The 18,047-nt window shown below is 46.8% G+C and carries 14 protein-coding genes; 6 read left to right on the top strand and 8 right to left on the bottom strand.

The window, feature by feature from the left end; genetic code table 11:
• The first annotated feature begins 3 nt into the window (after positions 1-3).
• Positions 4-3,816, top strand: coding sequence for a beta-galactosidase (locus QUB52_RS13830; RefSeq protein ID WP_332973489.1), 3,813 nt, complete (start codon positions 4-6; stop codon positions 3,814-3,816).
• Positions 3,817-3,961: 145 nt separating this feature from the next.
• Here QUB52_RS13830 and QUB52_RS13825 read toward each other — a convergent pair whose 3' ends face one another.
• From QUB52_RS13825 to QUB52_RS13815, 3 genes are all read right to left on the bottom strand, one after another.
• Positions 3,962-4,198, bottom strand: coding sequence for a type II toxin-antitoxin system Phd/YefM family antitoxin (locus QUB52_RS13825; protein WP_332973488.1), 237 nt, complete (start codon positions 4,196-4,198; stop codon positions 3,962-3,964).
• Positions 4,199-4,286: 88 nt separating this feature from the next.
• Positions 4,287-4,532 (bottom strand): HNH endonuclease, encoded by a 246-nt coding sequence (locus QUB52_RS13820; protein WP_265233552.1) that lies wholly within the window; start codon positions 4,530-4,532, stop codon positions 4,287-4,289.
• A gap of 30 nt (positions 4,533-4,562) precedes the next feature.
• The gene (locus QUB52_RS13815; protein ID WP_332973486.1) at positions 4,563-4,997 is read right to left on the bottom strand and encodes a KGK domain-containing protein; all 435 of its coding nucleotides are present in this window, start codon (positions 4,995-4,997) and stop codon (positions 4,563-4,565) included.
• A gap of 211 nt (positions 4,998-5,208) precedes the next feature.
• Between QUB52_RS13815 and QUB52_RS13810 the strand changes: the two genes are divergently transcribed.
• Positions 5,209-5,394 carry an ISAzo13-like element transposase-related protein gene (locus QUB52_RS13810; protein WP_332973533.1) on the top strand — a complete coding sequence of 62 codons (186 nt, stop codon included), beginning with the start codon at positions 5,209-5,211 and terminating at the stop codon, positions 5,392-5,394.
• Positions 5,395-5,513: 119 nt separating this feature from the next.
• Here QUB52_RS13810 and QUB52_RS13805 read toward each other — a convergent pair whose 3' ends face one another.
• Complete coding sequence (locus QUB52_RS13805) at positions 5,514-5,696, bottom strand: hypothetical protein (protein ID WP_332973485.1); 183 nt, start codon at positions 5,694-5,696, stop codon at positions 5,514-5,516.
• A 361-nt stretch (positions 5,697-6,057) separates the two neighbouring features.
• Here QUB52_RS13805 and ileS point away from each other — a divergent pair, with 361 nt between their 5' ends.
• The gene (gene ileS / locus QUB52_RS13800) at positions 6,058-9,642 is read left to right on the top strand and encodes an isoleucine--tRNA ligase (RefSeq protein WP_332973483.1); all 3,585 of its coding nucleotides are present in this window, start codon (positions 6,058-6,060) and stop codon (positions 9,640-9,642) included.
• Positions 9,643-9,747: 105 nt separating this feature from the next.
• Here the strand turns inward: ileS and QUB52_RS13795 are convergent, their stop codons facing one another.
• The 3 genes from QUB52_RS13795 to QUB52_RS13785 form a co-directional block, all read right to left on the bottom strand.
• Positions 9,748-10,017 carry a hypothetical protein gene (locus QUB52_RS13795; RefSeq protein WP_332973481.1) on the bottom strand — a complete coding sequence of 90 codons (270 nt, stop codon included), beginning with the start codon at positions 10,015-10,017 and terminating at the stop codon, positions 9,748-9,750.
• A 47-nt stretch (positions 10,018-10,064) separates the two neighbouring features.
• Positions 10,065-10,574 carry a dihydrofolate reductase family protein gene (locus QUB52_RS13790; protein ID WP_332973480.1) on the bottom strand — a complete coding sequence of 170 codons (510 nt, stop codon included), beginning with the start codon at positions 10,572-10,574 and terminating at the stop codon, positions 10,065-10,067.
• A 363-nt stretch (positions 10,575-10,937) separates the two neighbouring features.
• Complete coding sequence (locus tag QUB52_RS13785; RefSeq protein WP_332973479.1) at positions 10,938-14,339, bottom strand: leucine-rich repeat domain-containing protein; 3,402 nt, start codon at positions 14,337-14,339, stop codon at positions 10,938-10,940.
• Between the two features lie 355 nt (positions 14,340-14,694).
• Between QUB52_RS13785 and QUB52_RS13780 the strand changes: the two genes are divergently transcribed.
• On the top strand, positions 14,695-15,006 hold the full coding sequence (locus QUB52_RS13780; protein ID WP_332973478.1) for a type II toxin-antitoxin system VapB family antitoxin: 312 nt from the start codon (positions 14,695-14,697) through the stop codon (positions 15,004-15,006).
• Between the two features lie 221 nt (positions 15,007-15,227).
• Positions 15,228-16,112, top strand: a complete 885-nt coding sequence (locus QUB52_RS13775; RefSeq protein ID WP_332973477.1) for an aspartoacylase — start codon at positions 15,228-15,230, stop codon at positions 16,110-16,112.
• Positions 16,113-16,243: 131 nt separating this feature from the next.
• Here the strand turns inward: QUB52_RS13775 and QUB52_RS13770 are convergent, their stop codons facing one another.
• On the bottom strand, positions 16,244-16,948 hold the full coding sequence (locus tag QUB52_RS13770) for a phosphatase PAP2 family protein (RefSeq protein ID WP_332967542.1): 705 nt from the start codon (positions 16,946-16,948) through the stop codon (positions 16,244-16,246).
• A 426-nt stretch (positions 16,949-17,374) separates the two neighbouring features.
• Here QUB52_RS13770 and QUB52_RS13765 point away from each other — a divergent pair.
• On the top strand, positions 17,375-18,047 hold a 673-nt coding region (locus QUB52_RS13765), incomplete at its 3' end, for a M23 family metallopeptidase (RefSeq protein WP_332973476.1).

Here is an 18,047-nt window from a genome sequence, read left to right as displayed (position 1 = left end):
ACCGTGAATCACAAGCTGGCAAAAATTATCGGATTATTTTTCGCAGCCGCCATCGTCTTCGGATTCATCGGTTACGCGCTGCAAAATCCCAACTCGGTCAACAACTCAGTAATGTCGATCGGCTTTCCCAATCTTACCCCAGCTACCGCCAGTGCGATCGACAACAAGCGCGACCAAATCTATCTCAACGGCACCTGGCAATTTGTCCCCGCCATTGGCAACCCCCAAAGTCCCCCCGCCTCCCCAAGTTGGGGCTCCATCCAAGTACCCGGAGACTGGCAAGAAGAAAAAAACGAATTCATACCCGGAATCATCACTCGCGGCACCGGCAAAGAGTGGGAAAATTTCAACAGCAAACAACTATCAAAAGCTTGGTATCAGAAAAATATAGACCTCCCAGGCGACGGTCAAAACCGCCGAATTTTTATCGACTTAGCCAGAGTCAGCACCGATGCAATCATCTTTGTTAACGGCATTAACTGCGGCCAAATCGAATCGCCTTACGGTACTGTTGAAATTACAAAAGTAGCCAAATCAGGTCAAAATACCATATCTATTTTAGTCGCGGCAGTCTCCGACGAAAAAGACAAAGCCGTGATCATGAGTCCCACAGAAATTTATACAACAAAATCCAATTTGCAATCGCGCGGACTCATCGGCGAAGTCAGGATTTTTAGCGTTCCCCAAGGCCCCCTAATTAGCGACGTATTCGTCCAAACTTCCACCAGAAAGAAACAAGTTAAATTAGATGTCGAACTCAAAGACATTACCCAAAACGGTCAAGTTCAACTAATCGCCCAAATGTTCGACGAGAAAGGCAAAGTTGAACAAAAATTTATCGGAACAGCCAGCGTTCAAGCCAAACCAATTCAAACCGTACAAGTCCAGTGGGATTGGCAAAATCCCCGCCTTTGGGATGCCGGCCAACCCAACCTCTACACCCTGCAATTAGAAGTAACAGGCAGCGGCGTCAAAACGCAATATCACCAACCCTTCGGATTCCGCGAATTTTGGGTAGAAGGGCGCAAGTTTTTCTTAAATGGCACCGAGTTTCGCCTGCGTCCCACCTTACATTCCGATACTTGGGAAGGCGGCACATTAGAAGTTTCAGATAGTTTAATAGACGCCTATGTAAAAGCCGGTTTCAATATAGCAGAAATCTGGCCTTGGAATCACGACGAACGGGGTAGATGGCACTTTCGAGAACTATTTTCCGAACGCGCAGACCTCAAAGGTTTTCCAATTATGGCTCCCGCGTTAGATATTACTCCCATAGCTTGGAGCGAACAGTGGAATAACCGCCAAATAATCGATCGCTGGAAAGGGCGAATGGCAGCAGAAATGCGCCGCTACCGCAATCATCCCTCAGTATTAATGTGGGCGACAAGTCCCAATTATTTCGGCAGCGGTGACGATCAAAATCCCCGCCGCATCGGCAAGAAAAAAATAGAAGGAACTCTCGGCCCCACAGAAGACCAGCGGATGCGCGCCAAAACCCCCTTGGGGAACGAGGCTTTTGCTGCTATGAAATTGGTAGACCCAACCAGACCTGTAATGGTACATCAAGGCGGCACTTTCGGCGATGTTTATTCGCTGAATTCTTATTTAAATGTGATGCCATTGCAAGAGAGGGAAGAGTGGATTTCCGAATGGAGCAAAACCGGAGAAATGCCCTACATGGTGGTAGAATTTGGCACGCCTCTGCACGCGACAATGATGCGAAACCGCCAAGGTTTTGATAAAGTGATTGTTAGCGAGCCTTTGATGACTGAATTTGCAGCAATTTACTTGGGGAAAGAAGCTTATCAGTTAGAAAATCCCACTTATAAAGGTAAAATTCGCGAGCAATTTGTCAAGGATATGCAGTATAAAAGCTGGCATAACAGCAAGGATTTAGATTTTGCACCTGCTTTTCAAAAGTTGCAGCAGTTATTCAGTACAAATACTTGGCGGACTTGGCGGACTTTTGGAATGTCTGGGGGGATGATTCCTTGGCAGCAAGGACACGGTTGGGAGGTTTCGGATGCTGGCAGAACTAAGGTGGATCTTGGAGCATTTCAATCGGGTCGCCGGGGCGTTTATTTGAAGCAAGTGTCGAATAATCTGATGCATCATTTGCAGCCCGAAGCTTACAATATTTATCCGGCAGGGGAGGCAATTATGAATAATAACGGCCCGACTTTGGCTTGGATTGCTGGTGCTAATCAGGCTTTTGCTGCCAAAGATCATAGCTTTTTTGCAGGCGGAAAATTGGCCAAGCAAATAGTATTAATTAACGATACTAGAGCGCAGCAGGATTTTGCACTCAATTGGCGAGTTATGGTCGGGGGAGAAGAGGTAGCAACTGGCGAAAAGAAGGGAAAAATTGAGACAGCAGGCACGCTATTTCTGCCAATTGACGTGAAATTACCAAATACAATTTCTAGCAAGGCTGACGGCGAAATTCGCTTGACTGCACGAATTGGCGATCGCCCGCATTCTGATACATTTCCTTTCCGGGTTTTTGCCAATCAAACCAAAGTCAAGGATGCGCTGACAATCTTCGATCCTGTGGGCAAAACATCGGCAATGTTAAAGCAGTTAGGTTATCAGCTTGTGCCGTGGAACGGTTCGCAAGTTTCATCGCTACTAATTATCGGTCGGGAAGCCTTTTCTAGCGGGCAAAATTTGCCAGGAAATTTAGAAACTTTCGTGCGAAACGGTGGCAAAGCAATGGTGTTTGCTCAGCGCCGGGAATGGCTAAAAAACATGGGTTTGCGGGTTGCCGAACACGTCAGCCGCCGCGCGTATCCAGTTGAGAATAACCATGCAGCAATTAGCAGTTTAGACGGTGAAGATTTGCGCGATTGGATGGGAGAAAGCACGCTGCTTGAAGCTTATCCAGATACAACTCAAACTGGGTCAAGATTGAGTCCGGCAAATATGCCTTGGTACGGCTGGCATTGGGGAAATCGCGGCGCTGTCAGCAGCGCTTCAATGGAGAAGCCACATCGTAGCGGTTGGCGGCCAATTTTGGAATCTGAGTTTGATTTGGCTTATTCGCCACTGATGGAATTGGATTATGGAAAAGGGCGACTGATTTTAAACGAGTTGGATGTGGAAGACCATTATTCTGTAGATGGTGGGGCGGCGCAGTTAGTGCAACAAGTTGTGAGTTACGGGATGAATTCTCCGGTACTTGGAAAGCCGGATAAAGTGGTTTTAATTGGGGGAGAAAAGGATGCCAAGAAGTTGGACAGTTTGGGGGTAATGTATCAGCGGGCTAATGGGCTTTCTCAGGATGTTGGTTTGGCGATTGTGGGTGCAGAAGCGAATCTGAAAGATGCAGAATTACGCGGTTATTTGAATGCTGGCGGGAAGGCGTTTTTCTTGCCGCGTCAAGTGCCTGTCGCTGGTTTGGGCGTGGGTTTGCAGCAGGCGAAGGATTTTGGGGGTTCGCTGGCGGTTCCGGGTTGGGATGAGGTGAAGGGGCTTAGCGGTTCGGATTTGCGATCGCGCTCTTTTTATGATACTTGGTTGATTAAGTCTGGGGGAGAAATCGGTGCTGACGGTTTGTTAAGTCGGGTTGCTGTAGGTAAGGGCGTGGCGATTTTCTCTCAGATTGACTCGGATAGTTTGAATGCTGATGCTAAGACTTATTTGCGTTTTACTCGCTGGCGACAAACCAGGGCTAATGCTCAGATTTTGGCTAATTTGGGGGCGAGTTTTAAGGCTGATGGTGCTGTGTTTAACGGTTCTAGTCAGGAGTTTTATCACTCGGATTACAAGACGGATTTTGAGAATGGGGACGATCCTTATCGGTATTATCGATGGTAAGTTTTACCAGTCAATTTTGACCGGATATTTGGCAAATATCCCCGGCGAATAGAATTCGCGGCTATACAAACGATGTCCGCCTCCGCGGACTGAAGAATAGAGGGAGTATTTAAACAGGATTTGGTATGAGTATCCAGGAGTAATTTCATAGATTATCAGTCCATAATTCATCAGATAACGGCTCATCAAAATCCTCACTTGTCCAGATTGTTCCAGCGTGCAATCCTGCTGTGCGCGGCTTAGCTGGGGATGCAATGGGCGCTAAGCCTACAAGGGGAATGCCGCCTTCTGTGAGCACAACTTCTATGCCTTTAAGTGCTAGAGATAATAACTCTTTTAAGTTTGTTTGTGCTTCTTGTATGTCAACTGTTTTTGTGAGCATTGCAGTTATCCTAGCTAGGAGTTAAAAGTGCGATCGCATGGCAGAGTGCAATTTCTCTCTCAAACGGTCAAACTTATTATACTCAATATCACAGGTCAAAGTGTCGCTTAAAGCGCGGGTCTAGTTTGTCGGTTTTCCTTTGGTTGCAGGTGCGGCAGAGGGTTTGCAGGTTGCTGATGTCGTTGCTGCCACCGCGCCCTAGGGGGATGATATGATCGATCGTCAGTTCTGCTTCTAGTTTGGTTTGGCCGCAGCTTTGGCACTGGTATTTATTGCGATCGAATACGTATTTTCGGACTTCTGGGGGAATGCGAATTCTGGGGGTTTTAGTCATGATGTATTTTAACCGCGGATGTTTGATGGATTAGCTGGGTGAATTTTCGTGATTGAGAAGTTGGCGGCGCAAATCATCGAGGGGAGATTCTGGTTGGCTAGTTTCTGACTCGTTGTTTTCTGGTGTTTCTTCGACTTCTGGTTCGTCGGGACAAAATTCTATGGTGACATTGAGTTTGATCTTAATTTTTCCTTTGTTCCAACCCTGAGTACCCACTCTGAGAATTTCACAATCTATACCTTGACCAAACCAGTTCTCATATAAAAAATGTCCTTGGCCAGTAGCTAAACCTACATCGATATATAGCTTCTGTCGCTTTAAGCAACTATCTAGTGCCTCTCCTAAGCCATATTCAGGCAAAACTCCATTTACTGCTTCCTTAAGTTTTTCTACTTTAAGCATTGCGTTACCGAAAGATAAAGCATCATCATTACCGCAGTTGTGAAAATTAAATTTATCTTTCATATTAATCTCTAAGTTTTTTAAACTGTCATCATAACTATTTTAGAGTAGCATCTCTCTTTTGGCAAGAATCCCGGCGAATAGAATTCGCGGCTATACAAACGATGTCCGCCTCCGCGGACTAAAAATGTTTTATCTCTTCAACCCGCGCACCATCCGGGTTTTGTCTGTGTAGACGCGATTTCCAATCGCCGTAATTTATGCTTGTTAATCGATTAAATCATGGCGGGAAAATTATGGAATCTCTCTCTACACTCAAGCACATTCGATTTTGATTAAATGTGATGGAGGTGGCAGTAATAATTCTAATCACTATATTTTTAGATCGGACTTACAAAAATTAGTTAACGTAGCTCCATATAGAAATCAGAATATAGCAATCCTAAATCATTTTCAATAACTGGTTCCCAGGCTCTTGGCGAAAGGAAACCCATGTCACTCTTGAAGAGCCTCGCCTGCGAAAATGGAGGCCTCGCCTCCGGATCTGCGTTACTTTCGCAGAGCGAAAGTAACGAGTAGTCAAGGTTTGTGGCTACCCGTGCCGATCGCACCATAACACTGTTTGAACAACCGGGCGCGATCGTCCCCGTCCCCACCTTTGCTGAATCCTTCAGTCTCACCGTCGGTCAAATGTTCAGTTGGTTGAGCGAATAGCCGATCGCCCGATCGACTAAAATGTATAGCAACCTCCACATCGGGCACGGACGTAAATAACCCACAAATAAAAACTAGACCCGTTACAGATCAAGGGTTTGAGTCCCACACTTAACTGTCAACTGTCCAATGTCAACTGTCCACTGCTATAATGTGCAGTCGATCGCTTATACTGGAATATCTGGTTGTCAGCCCTTCAAGGACGAGAGAGGACTAAATTCCTCACTACAAACTTAATTATGATTATTTAACCCGACTTGATAAGTAAGTCCACTTAACTAAACTTAAGATATTGAGGGCTAAAAAACTTGCTGTATAAGCATTTTTCTTCCTTCTTCCTTCTTCCTTCTTCCTTCTTCCTTCTTCCTTCCTTCTACTAACAGCTAACTACATAAAGGTTTACTCAAAAATGGAAGCAAAATCCTACAAAGACACCGTAAATTTGCCCAAAACCAAGTTTGATATGCGCGCCAACGCCGTCAAACGGGAACCAGAATTGCAACAATTTTGGGCAGATCAAGAAATCTACGATCGCCTTTCCCACGATAACCCAGGCGATTTGTTCATCCTCCACGACGGGCCCCCCTACGCCAACGGACAACTCCACATCGGCCACGCCCTCAACAAAATCCTCAAAGATTTCATCAACCGCTACCAAATGCTGCGCGGCAAAAAAGTTCGCTACGTACCCGGTTGGGATTGTCACGGATTGCCGATCGAACTTAAAGTATTGCAGAACATGAAATCGGACGATCGGCTAAATCTTACCCCGATCGATCTCCGCCGCAAAGCCGCCGCCTTCGCCCAGGAAACAATGGCCCAGCAGCGCACATCCTTCCAGCGCTACGGCGTTTGGGGCGACTGGGAACACCCGTATTTAACCATGAAACCCGAATACGAAGCGGCTCAAATTGGCGTTTTCGGTGAAATGGTGCTCAAAGGCTACATCTACCGCGGCTTCAAACCCGTGCACTGGAGTCCGAGCTCGAAAACAGCCCTCGCCGAAGCTGAATTGGAATATCCCGAAGGCCACGTCTCGCGCAGCATCTACGTCGGCTTTCATGTCAGAAAGTTGTCAAAAGCTTTGCAAACGAAGCTCAAGCGCTATATGCCGAGCCTCTGGGCGGCGATTTGGACGACTACCCCTTGGACAATTCCGGCTAACTTGGCGATCGCAGTTAATCCCGAACTGACTTATGCGGTGGTGGAACCGCCGGCAAATTCCCACATCGCCCAACAATTTATCTTAGTTGCTGTCGATGCGGTCGATCGACTGTCGGCAACTTTGAACACGGAATTAAAAATCCTGGCCACCTTCAAAGGTAAAGATTTAGAAGGTTCCATCTACAAACATCCGTTGTTCGATCGCGAAAGCCCAATTGTTGCCGGCGGCGACTACATTACCGCTGACTCAGGAACCGGATTGGTGCACACCGCGCCGGGCCACGGACAAGAAGATTTTATCGTTGGGAAACGCTGCGGTTTACCAGTTTTAACGCCCGTTGATGAAAGCGGAAATTTCACAGCCGAAGCTGGAGTCTTCGCAGGTCTAAATGTCCTCGGAAATGGCAATGGCGCAGTCATTGATGCCCTTGCCGAAGCAAATTGTTTGATCAAAGAGGAAGCTTATCCTCACTCCTATCCTTACGATTGGCGCACTAAAAAGCCGACAATTTTTCGGGCGACGGAACAGTGGTTTGCGTCGGTTGCAGGGTTCCGAGATGAAGCGTTAAAGGCCATTTCTAGTGTGAATTGGATTCCCGCGCAAGGGGAAAATCGGATCACTGCAATGGTTAGCGATCGATCGGATTGGTGTATTTCTCGTCAGCGGACTTGGGGCGTGCCGATTCCGGTGTTTTACGACGAAGAAACGAACGAACCGCTGTTGAATGCGGAGACAATCGCCCACGTCCAAGCTATTTTTGCAGACAAAGGTTCGGATGCTTGGTGGGAAATGTCGATCGCCGAATTGCTGCCGGAATCTTACCGCAATGACGGCCGCACTTACCGTAAGGGTACAGACACGATGGATGTGTGGTTTGATTCCGGTTCTTCCTGGGCCGCAGTTGCAAAAGGGCGATCGGAATTAAACTATCCTGCTGATATCTATTTGGAAGGTTCAGACCAACATCGCGGCTGGTTTCAATCGAGCTTGCTAACCAGTGTAGCAACTAACGGCGTTGCTCCTTACAAAACAGTTTTGACTCACGGTTTTGTGCTCGATGAAAAAGGCCGGAAGATGAGTAAATCTGAAGGTAATGTCGTCGATCCGGCCTTAGTAATTAAGGAATATGGCGCTGATGTTTTGCGGCTGTGGGTATCTTCGGTAGACTATTCCGCCGACGTGCCTTTGGGCAAAAATATTCTCAAACAGCAATCGGATCTTTACCGCAAAATTCGCAATACAGCTAAGTTTTTGCTGGGGAATTTGCACGATTTCGATCCGGCAAAAGATGCTGTTGCTTACGAGGATTTGCCGGAACTCGATCGCTATATGCTGCACAGAATGGGCGAAGTTTTTGCGGAAGTTCAAGATGCTTTTGAAAGCTTCCAATTTTCGCGATTCTTCCAAACTGTCCAGAATTTCTGCACGGTGGATTTATCTAATTTTTACTTGGATATTGCCAAGGATCGACTTTACATCAGTTCGACAGATTCACTGCGCCGTCGCAGTTGTCAAACGGTAATTGCGATCGCAGTTGAGAATTTGGCACGGGCGATCGCACCTGTGTTATGTCACATGGCTGAGGATATTTGGCAGTATCTCCCCTATCCAACTCCTTACAAGTCAGTGTTTGAGGCTGGTTGGGTGCAACTTGATGCGAAATGGCATAATCCTGAATTGGCTACTCGCTGGCAGTATTTGCGACAAGTACGCGGGGAAGTTAATAAGGTTTTGGAACAGGCGAGGACTGAAAAGGCGATCGGTTCTTCTTTGGAAGCTAAGGTTTTATTGTATGTTCCTGATGTCGATAAAAGAGCGCAATTGCAAGGTTTGAATCCTAGCAGCGAAGGATTGATGGATTATGTGCGATCGCAAAATTCAGCAATTCAGTTAGCCGCAGAGGAGAAGGTAAAAGCAATACAAGATCAACAGGAAGCACAGGCGGCAAGTGTTGCAAAAGTATTGACAGTAAAGACAATTGATGCTGTGGAAACTGTCGAAAAGGGCGCTCAATCTTCTGAGGTAGTCGAGTATACGGCGGTTGCTGAACCGTCGGCTGCGGAATGGCAGCAATTGTTAGATGAAAGCGCCCAGTTTTTGACTGATTTGCCTGAGTATATGGGCAATTTTTTCACAGAATACCAAAAGGCGATCGTCACACTTGGGCTGTTAGGTTCTGTGTTGCTGACTGGTAGAATAACAATGGCGGTTTTGGATACGATTAATCAGGTTCCGATGTTGGGTGAACTGTTTGAAGTGATCGGTTTCCTATTCACATTGTGGTTTGTTTTCCGTAACTTGTTGTTTGCTGAAAACCGTCAAGAAATTGCAGCACAAGTTGAGTTGCTGAGGTTAGATGTGGCTGGAAATGATGCGGCGATTGTGTTCCCGGAAAAACAGCCGATTGTGATGGAAGTGCCCGAAAAGGTGCTTGTAGAGTTACAGCCGATCGCACTTATGGCCACAGCAACCGCCGAAATGGCTATTGTGAAAGCGCCTGAAATCCCGAAAGCGACATTAAGTGCGATCGATAAACAGTCGGAAATTCTGGCTAACATCACTTTGATACCTGATTCTGCCAAGGCTAGCAACGCCGTAGACGAACTGCGGTACTTATTTATCACATCAGAAGTCGAACTGGTTGAATCGAACGTGGTGATTGAAGGATTGCCCTACAGTTACGAATCTCCAGAGTTAGCGATTGGTGTTGTTAAGGTGGGTGGCCATAAGTGCGATCGATGCTGGAACTATTCTACTCATGTCGGAGAGTCGATCGAGCATCCGCTAATTTGCGAACGCTGCGTGTCAGCAGTTGACGGCAAATTCTAACCATCGTCTTCAACCCCTCTGAGCTCGGGTTTCGTTTGTGTAGACGCGGTTTCAACCGCCGTCTCCAACTCTTGTGGGATGGGCTTCTAGCCCGTCCCGAATATGCTATTTCTTAAAAAAATGGCAGACGATTTCACCAGGGTTGTTTTGTCCAAACGCCAAAACAGTGCCATCTTGCTTAACTGTAGTGCGATCGCGGCAATTGTAAACTTCCAGAGGCTGTTTGACTCCATCAACACTCAGAATCACCCTGTATTCCCAATAATTTTTCGCACTGCGTTTGATATCGACAATACAAATCTCGCGCCCTTGATAATTTCGGCAAACAGAAGCCTCAGCCGGCAGCGCGACTGAGAAAACAGATATTAATAACAACCAGCAGCAAAAATATTTTATCATCCGCTTAACAACAGAGCGCGCCCTCAAGCCGCCACATCATAGGATAGCTGAACCATACCCGAACTGTAAGTCTGACATCCAGTTAGCTGCAAAGCTGTAGTATTGGGATTAGTAAATAAAGGAATTCCCTCGCCCAAAATTAGCGGGTGCACCGAGAGAATTAGCTCGTTTACAAGATGGTTGTTCAGGAAATCGCGAATTAGCAGAGAGCCTCCCACCAACCAAATATTTTTGCCCTCAATCAAGCGCAAATCATTGACAAAAATCTCTAATTGTGTTACCACTTCCACATCAGAAGTTGCTGCGAAATCTAGATTTTTGGTAAAAACATAACTTTTTTTTTCTTGGTAGGGATACTCGCCAAAAGTTAGAACTTGTTCGTAGGTTTTGCGACCCATGAGGACTGTATCGATGCTATCTAAGAATTTAGTATAACCGTAATTTTGGTCTGTATACAGCCAGTCAATCTCGCCATTCGATCGCGCGATGTAACCGTCTAAACTAGATGCAATGAAGAGTACAATTTTACGCATGGCAATACCGGGATTTTGGCTGTGGGGGCGATCGCCCGATCTACCTTAATTTTAGATCGTATCATGTCCGAAGACAACGCGGGCAATAAGTGCGATCGCAGTAATTGACCGGAGAGAACTACCCATCGGGGCCCAGAAACCGGGTTTCTACGATTCTTTGGTTGGGTGACGAGAAATATAGAGAGAAACCCGGTTTCTGAGGTTTACGCATCGGGCCAAGAAACCGAGGTTTACGCATCGGGGCCAAGAAACCGGGTTTCTACGAGTCTTTGGTTGGGTGACGAGAAATACTGAGAGAAACCCGGTTTCTGAGGTTTACGCATCGGGCCAAGAAACCGAGGAAATCAGGGATATCGATCTAATTTAACGTCCTGACGGTAGCTCGATTTTGACACCAACTTTTTGAGCGACATCGATCGCACTATTAGCAAATTCAGTCACGCCAGCGACACCAACACCGATCGCAGCACCCGCCGCTAAAATACCTGTTAAGCTTTTTTTTAACCTGGTTTTATTCCATTTGTTCTCCGGTTTCTTGACTTCCGTTTCGACATCTTCAATATCGATAATTACGCCCTCGCGGATGTCTTCGGGGAACTGGGCGGCGGTTTCGCGCATCGATGAAATCAGTTGTAGAATTTCAGCGGTATTCGCGTTATTGATTTGAATGCCGCCAGAGGGTGTTTGTTGGGCGTTATCTTTTACTTCGTTAGCGATAGCGGCGTTGGCTATTTGTGCGCCTTGAAAATTATTGTTGTTTTGGGGAGAATCTTGAGTCATTTTGTTATTACCTAAGTGAACGTTGTACACAATTTGCTGAGAATTAGAAGCATCTACACGATCGTTATATTCTCTTCCGTATTTTTCCATTTCTTCGCCGCCCATTTGCTTTCTGCGCCGAACTTCGATCGCATCATAGCCATCCAGCAACTGCCGCAAATCCAGTTTCAGCTTAAGTTTACCGACGCGCACAGTATTCTCGCCCATATCCTCCAATCCCAGCAATTCCTCGTAATCCAGCGGATCGGCATCGGGATGTCCGGGAACAGGAACCCATTGACTCACTTCCAGATTCGCAAAAGAATTGTGGATTTTGCTAAACGTATCGCGAATCATGGTGAGAAAAGAACGCCGCGTCGATTCCCGCCCGCTAACAGCTATAAAGATTTTTCGATCTTTCGGGTCAGATTTGATCCGGGCGATGTTGCACACATCAACGCCTTCGCAGTAGGCCAGCATTACGCCAGTCCGCCAGTGGATTTTGTCGTGAATTTTGTGGTGCATCAGGACAATGAAGCGCGAAACAATGCTGTCGGGGAGGATGTCGTAGTGGTATTGAAATTCCAGAGTTTCGCCTTCGAGTTTGGTGTTTTCCGGTTGTTCTTTCGGCAAGATGCCGGGGATGAGGAAAGTCGGCGCGGGGCAATTGCTGACGGGAAAGCAGAGTTGAAATTCCTGCATCAACTCAGTCAGGCAGTTGTAACGGTGGCGGGGATATTTATGTGAGTCTAGGATGCGGCTGAGGTCGTCGTAGGTGAGAATGCCTTTAGTTTCGACTTTGAGATGTTCGTCGCACAGGAGGGCATAGATTCCTTCCGTCACCCAGTGAGGGTTGAGGATATTGGTAGATTGCAGGATGGGGTGTTCGCGGAAGTTGAGGACAATGCCCAGGTTGTGCAGCAGTTCCAGCAATTGGGTTTTGTCGGTTTCTTCCCAGATGTTTTGTTTGCAGCAGATACTGGCGTATTCACTCATATTGATGAAGTCTTTGTTCAGGGTTTCCAGACTCTGCTTGACTTGAAACCAGCTTAGCGGCAAAAGATCGTAAACTTCTTTGAGTTCGGAGATTTCCTTGTTGATGGCGCTGCGGAGTTCGTCGATTCCCTTTCCACTTTGGCAGGAAGTTTCCAGAATGGCTTTGATGTTGGGATATTTGTCGCGCAATGCTTTGCGGTTGAGATCCAGGGGTTGTTCGTCGCACTTGTTGCCGACTATGATCACGGGGGATGCGTCGCCGAAGCTTTCGATCAGTTTCAACCAGTATTCGAGGCGGTTTTCGTCTTCGCTGATGCGGCAGTTGCATACCAGCACGTAGAGGCTGCGTTTGGTAAGGAAAAATTGGTGGGTGGCGTGGTAGATTTCTTGTCCGCCGAAGTCCCAAACGTTGAGTTTGACGGATTTGGTATTGACTGTAATTTGCCAGTCTGTGATGTTGAGTCCGTCGGTTTGAGGTTCGTTGGGGTTGTATTTGTTGTGGCTGAGGCGGTTAATCAGGGAGGTTTTGCCGACGCTACCTTGCCCGACGAGAAGGACTTTGGCTTCGTTGAGGGGGCGGACTTCGCCACTGCGGAGTTTTTGGAGATAGTTGAAAATGGCTTCGGGAGTACCGGGATCTTCCCTCCAGTTGGCTGGCCCTAGGACTTCTGGAGAAATGGGCAAGGGATTGCGGCGGAGGTCGAGTTTTTCAAGTTTTGGCAGTGTTTCCAAGCATTCTGGTATCTTTTCAATCTGATTGAAACTGAGGTCAAGCTGTGTGAGATTCGAGAGTTTGCCGAGCGCCTCTGGGATGACTGTAATCTGATTGTGACTGAGGTCAAGCCGTGTCAGATTCGACAGTTGCCCGATCGCTTCTGGGATGACTGTAATCTGATTGTTCCAGAGGACAAGCTGTGTCAGATTCGACAATTGCCCGATCGCCTCTGGGATGACTGTAATCTGATTGTTCCGGAGGTCAAGCAGTGTCAGATTCGACAGTTGCCCGATCGCCTCTGGGATGACTGTAATCTGATTGTTACTGAGGGCAAGCAGTGTCAGATTCGACAATTGCCAGATCGCCTCTGGAATTTCGGTAATCTGATTGTAACTGAGGTCAAGCAGTGTCAGATTCGATAGTTGACCGATCGCATCTGGGATGACTGTAATCTGATTGTCACTGAGGTCAAGCCCTGTCAGATTCGACAGTTGACCGATTGCATCTGGGATTTGGGTGATTTGATTGTTATTGAGGTGAAGCCATGTCAAATTTAACAGTTGGCCGATCGCCTCTGGGATTTGGGTGATCTGATTGTTATTGAGATGAAGCCATGTCAAATTTAACAGTTGGCCGATCGCCTCTGGGATTTGGGTAATCTGATTCCACTCGAAGTCAAGCTGTGTCAGATTTGACAATTGGCTAATCGCCTCTGGGATTTGGGTAATCTGATTGCGACTGAGGTCAAGCTTTGTCAGATTGGACTGTTGGGCGAGTGCTTCACAAAGCTTTGCTAACGCATCTGGGATTTGAGTTATCTGATTATCCCAGAGAACCAGCTCTGTCAGATTCGACAGTTGGGCGATCGCTTCTGGGATTTGGGCGATCGGATTGTGACTGAGGTTAAGCTGTGTCAGATTGGACAGTTGGCCGATCGCTTCTGGGATTTCTGTTAAACCAATGCTGGTTAAATTTACACTCTCTAATTGCTTCATTTCCAGCAGCAATTCTGGTATCGTTCCGAATGGATTGCCGCTGAGGTTAATCGATCGCAAATTGCCCAGCGAGCGCACTTCCTCCGGCAGTGCGCTTAATTGATTCGTAATCGGCTGCGGAGTCCATTTACCATCAAAACCGATCCATCGATTTGCCTCCCCCAACACCAACGTCTCAAGCTGCGTGCACTTGCCAATCTCCGGCGGCAAATCCTCCAACTCCAGCCCCGACAAATCCAATTCCGTCAAATTTTCCTCAGCCGCCCGGTTAATTCGCCGCAGTGCTTCCTCTTGCGTCATATCTTTGTTTCCCCGTGTGTTTCCCCGCCATCTTGTTTCTATTCTGACAGAGATTTTGGCGTTCCGGGAAAGATGACGCGCGATTGTGGAGGCGAGAAACCGCATGGGGCCAAGAAACCGGGTTTCTACGAGTTTTTGGTTGGGTAACGATAAATACTGAGAGAAACCCGGTTTCTGAGATTTTCGCATGGGGCCAAGAAACCGGGTTTCTACGAGTTTTTGGTTGGGTAACGATAAATACTGAGAGAAACCCGGTTTCTGAGATTTTCGCATGGGGCCAAGAAACCGGGTTTCTACGAGTCTTTGGTTGGGTGGCGAGAAATACTGAGAGAAACCCGGTTTCTGAGATTTTCGCATGGCGCAAGGCAAGACAGATATAATTAAGACAGCAGTTACAAGAGGAAAGCCAATGGTGACAAGCCTAAATGTAGATACGGCACTGCTGCAAGAGGCGATCGCACTTAAGGAAGAAATTGCGATCGAAACCCTAGTAGAAATCGCCTTGCGCGAATACATTCAACGCCGCAAACAGCCACAGAATCTCGAACTTAGCTTTGGAGAATCTCTCAGTGCATTTCGTGAAAAATATCAAGTACATGAACAGGGTTTAAATCCCGATGAAGTTTGGGGAGAGATTCGCGATCGAACTTTTGACTCAAGTAACTAGAAATAAGCCAAGAAACCGGGTTTCTACGAGTCTTTGGTTGGGTGACGATAAATATAAAGATCAACCCGGTTTCTGAGGTTTACGCATCGAGGCCAAGAAACCGGATTTCTACGAGTCTTTGGTTGCGTGACAAAAAATATAAAGAGAAACCGGGTTTCTGAGGTCTTTGTTACCAAATCATGACAAATGATGCTACCCTTGGCATAGGGAGTTTTTTGTTTATGAATCCAATTAAACGTGTTGCCATAGTGGGAGGAACCCACGGAAACGAACTCACAGGCATTTACCTTGTGAAGAAGTTCGATCGCGCGCCAGAGTCAATTGGGCGATCGACTTTTGAAACAATCGCCCTGCTAGCCAATCCCCAAGCCTGCGAAATCGGGAGACGCTACATCGATATCGACCTCAACCGCTGCTTTCGACAGCAAGATTTAGAAAATCCCCACCTCTCCAGCTACGAAGCCCAGCGGGCGAAAGAAATCTACCACATTTTTAGCTCAAAAAACACCCAGCAACAAAGCTTAATCATCGACTTGCACAGCACCACATCCAACATGGGGATAACATTTATTCTCGCCAGCCAGCATCCATTTAACCTGCAACTAGCAGCTTATTTAACATCCGTATACCCCCACATCAAGCTACTCGCTGCGACAACCCAGAATCAAGATAGTCCTTTGCTGCGATCGCTCTCCGAGTTAGGCGGTACGCTAGAAGTTGGTGCGGTGCCACAAGGCGTAATAGATGCCTCTTTGTTTCAGCAAACCGAGCAAGTTGTCGGCACAATTTTAGACTGCGTAGAAAGCTACAATCAAGGCACTATGCCAGTTGCAACAAATCCCCTGACTGTTTATCACACCATCGGGGCGATCGACTATCCCAGAAACAAGTCTGGAGAAATTCAGGCAATGATTCATCCTCAGCTACAATCCAGAGATTATGAAGCCCTAAATCCTGGCGATCCGATGTTTTTGACCTTTGATGGTGAGTCAGTCTTGTATGAAGACAAATCGATTGTTTATCCAATTTTTATTAACGAGGCTGCTTACTACGAAAAAGGGATTGCGATGTGTTTTACCCAAAAGCAAACAGTTGTTAGTCAGTAGTCAGTTGTCAGTTGTAAGTTGTCATATCCGGTAACTTTGTTTCAAGATTTTTTTCTAAATATTTGAAACTAAATTCAGGGATAAATAAACCCGCCCCGGCTAGATATTGATGCCAGCGGACATAATATCATTCAACAGTCATTTGAGCGATCGGGCGACAAAAAGTTCTCTTCAGGAACAGCACGAGAATCATGAAATTCCTTCCATACTTGTAAACTAAAAATACAGGCAAGCAGCCATATAAAACCAGCAATATAACCGGCAATCACATCAGTAGGCCAGTGAACTCCGAGATAAAGCCGGCTCAAACCAATAGCAGCAATTAATACCACAGTCAAGCTGTAAATCAACCAGCGCTGCTTGGGAAAGCGCGAACCCAATAAATATCCTAGCAAACCGTAAATAATCATTGAAATCATCGCGTGTCCGCTAGGAAAACTGTAAAATTTTACGTCAACCGTGCGCTCCCAAAGTTGAGGTCGATCGCGCGCAAACAGTTGTTTCAATAGTAAATTTAAACCCAGGCCTCCCACGCCTGTAACTGCAATAGTTGTGGCTTCGGAGCGATGTTTGCGTACCCACAATATAATACCCAAACTCACGCTCAGCATTAGCAGCAGATTGGGTTCTCCCAAAAATGTCAAGCCGAGCATGAGGCGATCGCGCACCGGAGTGTGCAGGCTCCTCAGATATAGTAAGATAGATTTATCGAAAGCGTAGGTTTCCTTTTCCAAAACCTCTTCGGCAATGGTGGCAAATGCCCACATCGCCAAAGCAGCAACCGCAAGGCCGCCAAGCCGAATTATCGAAATGAGCGATCGAATTTTAGAGAGCATTTTTTAACCAATTAAGCAGTAAAAACTGAGAAGATCAAGCTGTTTTGCTTTTGCAATTTAACCTCTCTAGCGGGCAGAAATTCCGCTCTACAAAAGTCTCAATAAACAGTTTATTATAAATAAAAGACGCGACAGTTTACAATAAATATGGGAAACTAAAACGCCTTATCGATCGTCTAGATGATTGAGCCAACTATATTTTGAATGATTGATTGATTTTTGACCTGAAGGAATTGGTTTAAAGCCGGAACCCTTTGAAGGAGAAATTAAAAGAAGACTATTCATTGCTTCAATCCTCGGACTTCCATATCTAGGCAAGCTGTCAACAGTTAACTGTTAACTGTCAACTGTCAACTGTCAACTGTCAACTGTCAACTGTCAACTGTTAACTGACTTCATTCCTCAAATTTTATCTCCCACCGACGAATGACTATCATATCAAAAAAACACTTTTCTGCAATTTTGTTAACCGTGGGGTTGACAAGTACGGCTGCCTGTGCTACCAACAGCTCAGTCAATGCGCCGATCGCCCAAGCCAACACGATCGCCCAGCGCCTCGTTTCAACCGCAGTAGCCCAAAAACCCAGCGGGCAATTCGGTAAGCCGATCGCCTGTACCCTAGGCAAAGACTGTTTTATCATGCACTATTTCGATCGCGATCCAAGCCCAGCCGCCGTCGATTTCGGCTGCGGGCGGCAAACCTACGACGGGCACGACGGCATAGATTTCGCCATTCCCGACGCCAAAGCAATGGCAAAAGGCGTTCCAGTTATCGCATCCGCAGCGGGCAAAGTTTTGCGAGTGCGAGATGGTGTAGTCGATCGACGTTTGCAAAACCAGACAGACAAAGCCAACGTCGCAGGTACAGAATGTGGCAACGGCATGGTAATCGATCACGGTGGCGGTTGGGAAGCCCAATATTGCCACCTCCGCCAAAACAGCATTGTTGTCAAGCCGGGAATGCAGGTACAAAAAGGCACAGTTTTGGGCATGGTGGGCAACTCCGGCCAGGCGTCTTTTCCTCACCAAAAAACGAGAGGGAAGCCCCTGGCTTTAGACATGAGGAGGAACTCGGTAGCGGTTTCAACCGCCTTCAATT

Source organism: Microcoleus sp. A6-C6, assembly GCF_036705955.1.
GTDB lineage: Bacteria > Cyanobacteriota > Cyanobacteriia > Cyanobacteriales > Microcoleaceae > Microcoleus.
This window is presented reverse-complemented; position numbering and strand designations above follow the sequence as displayed.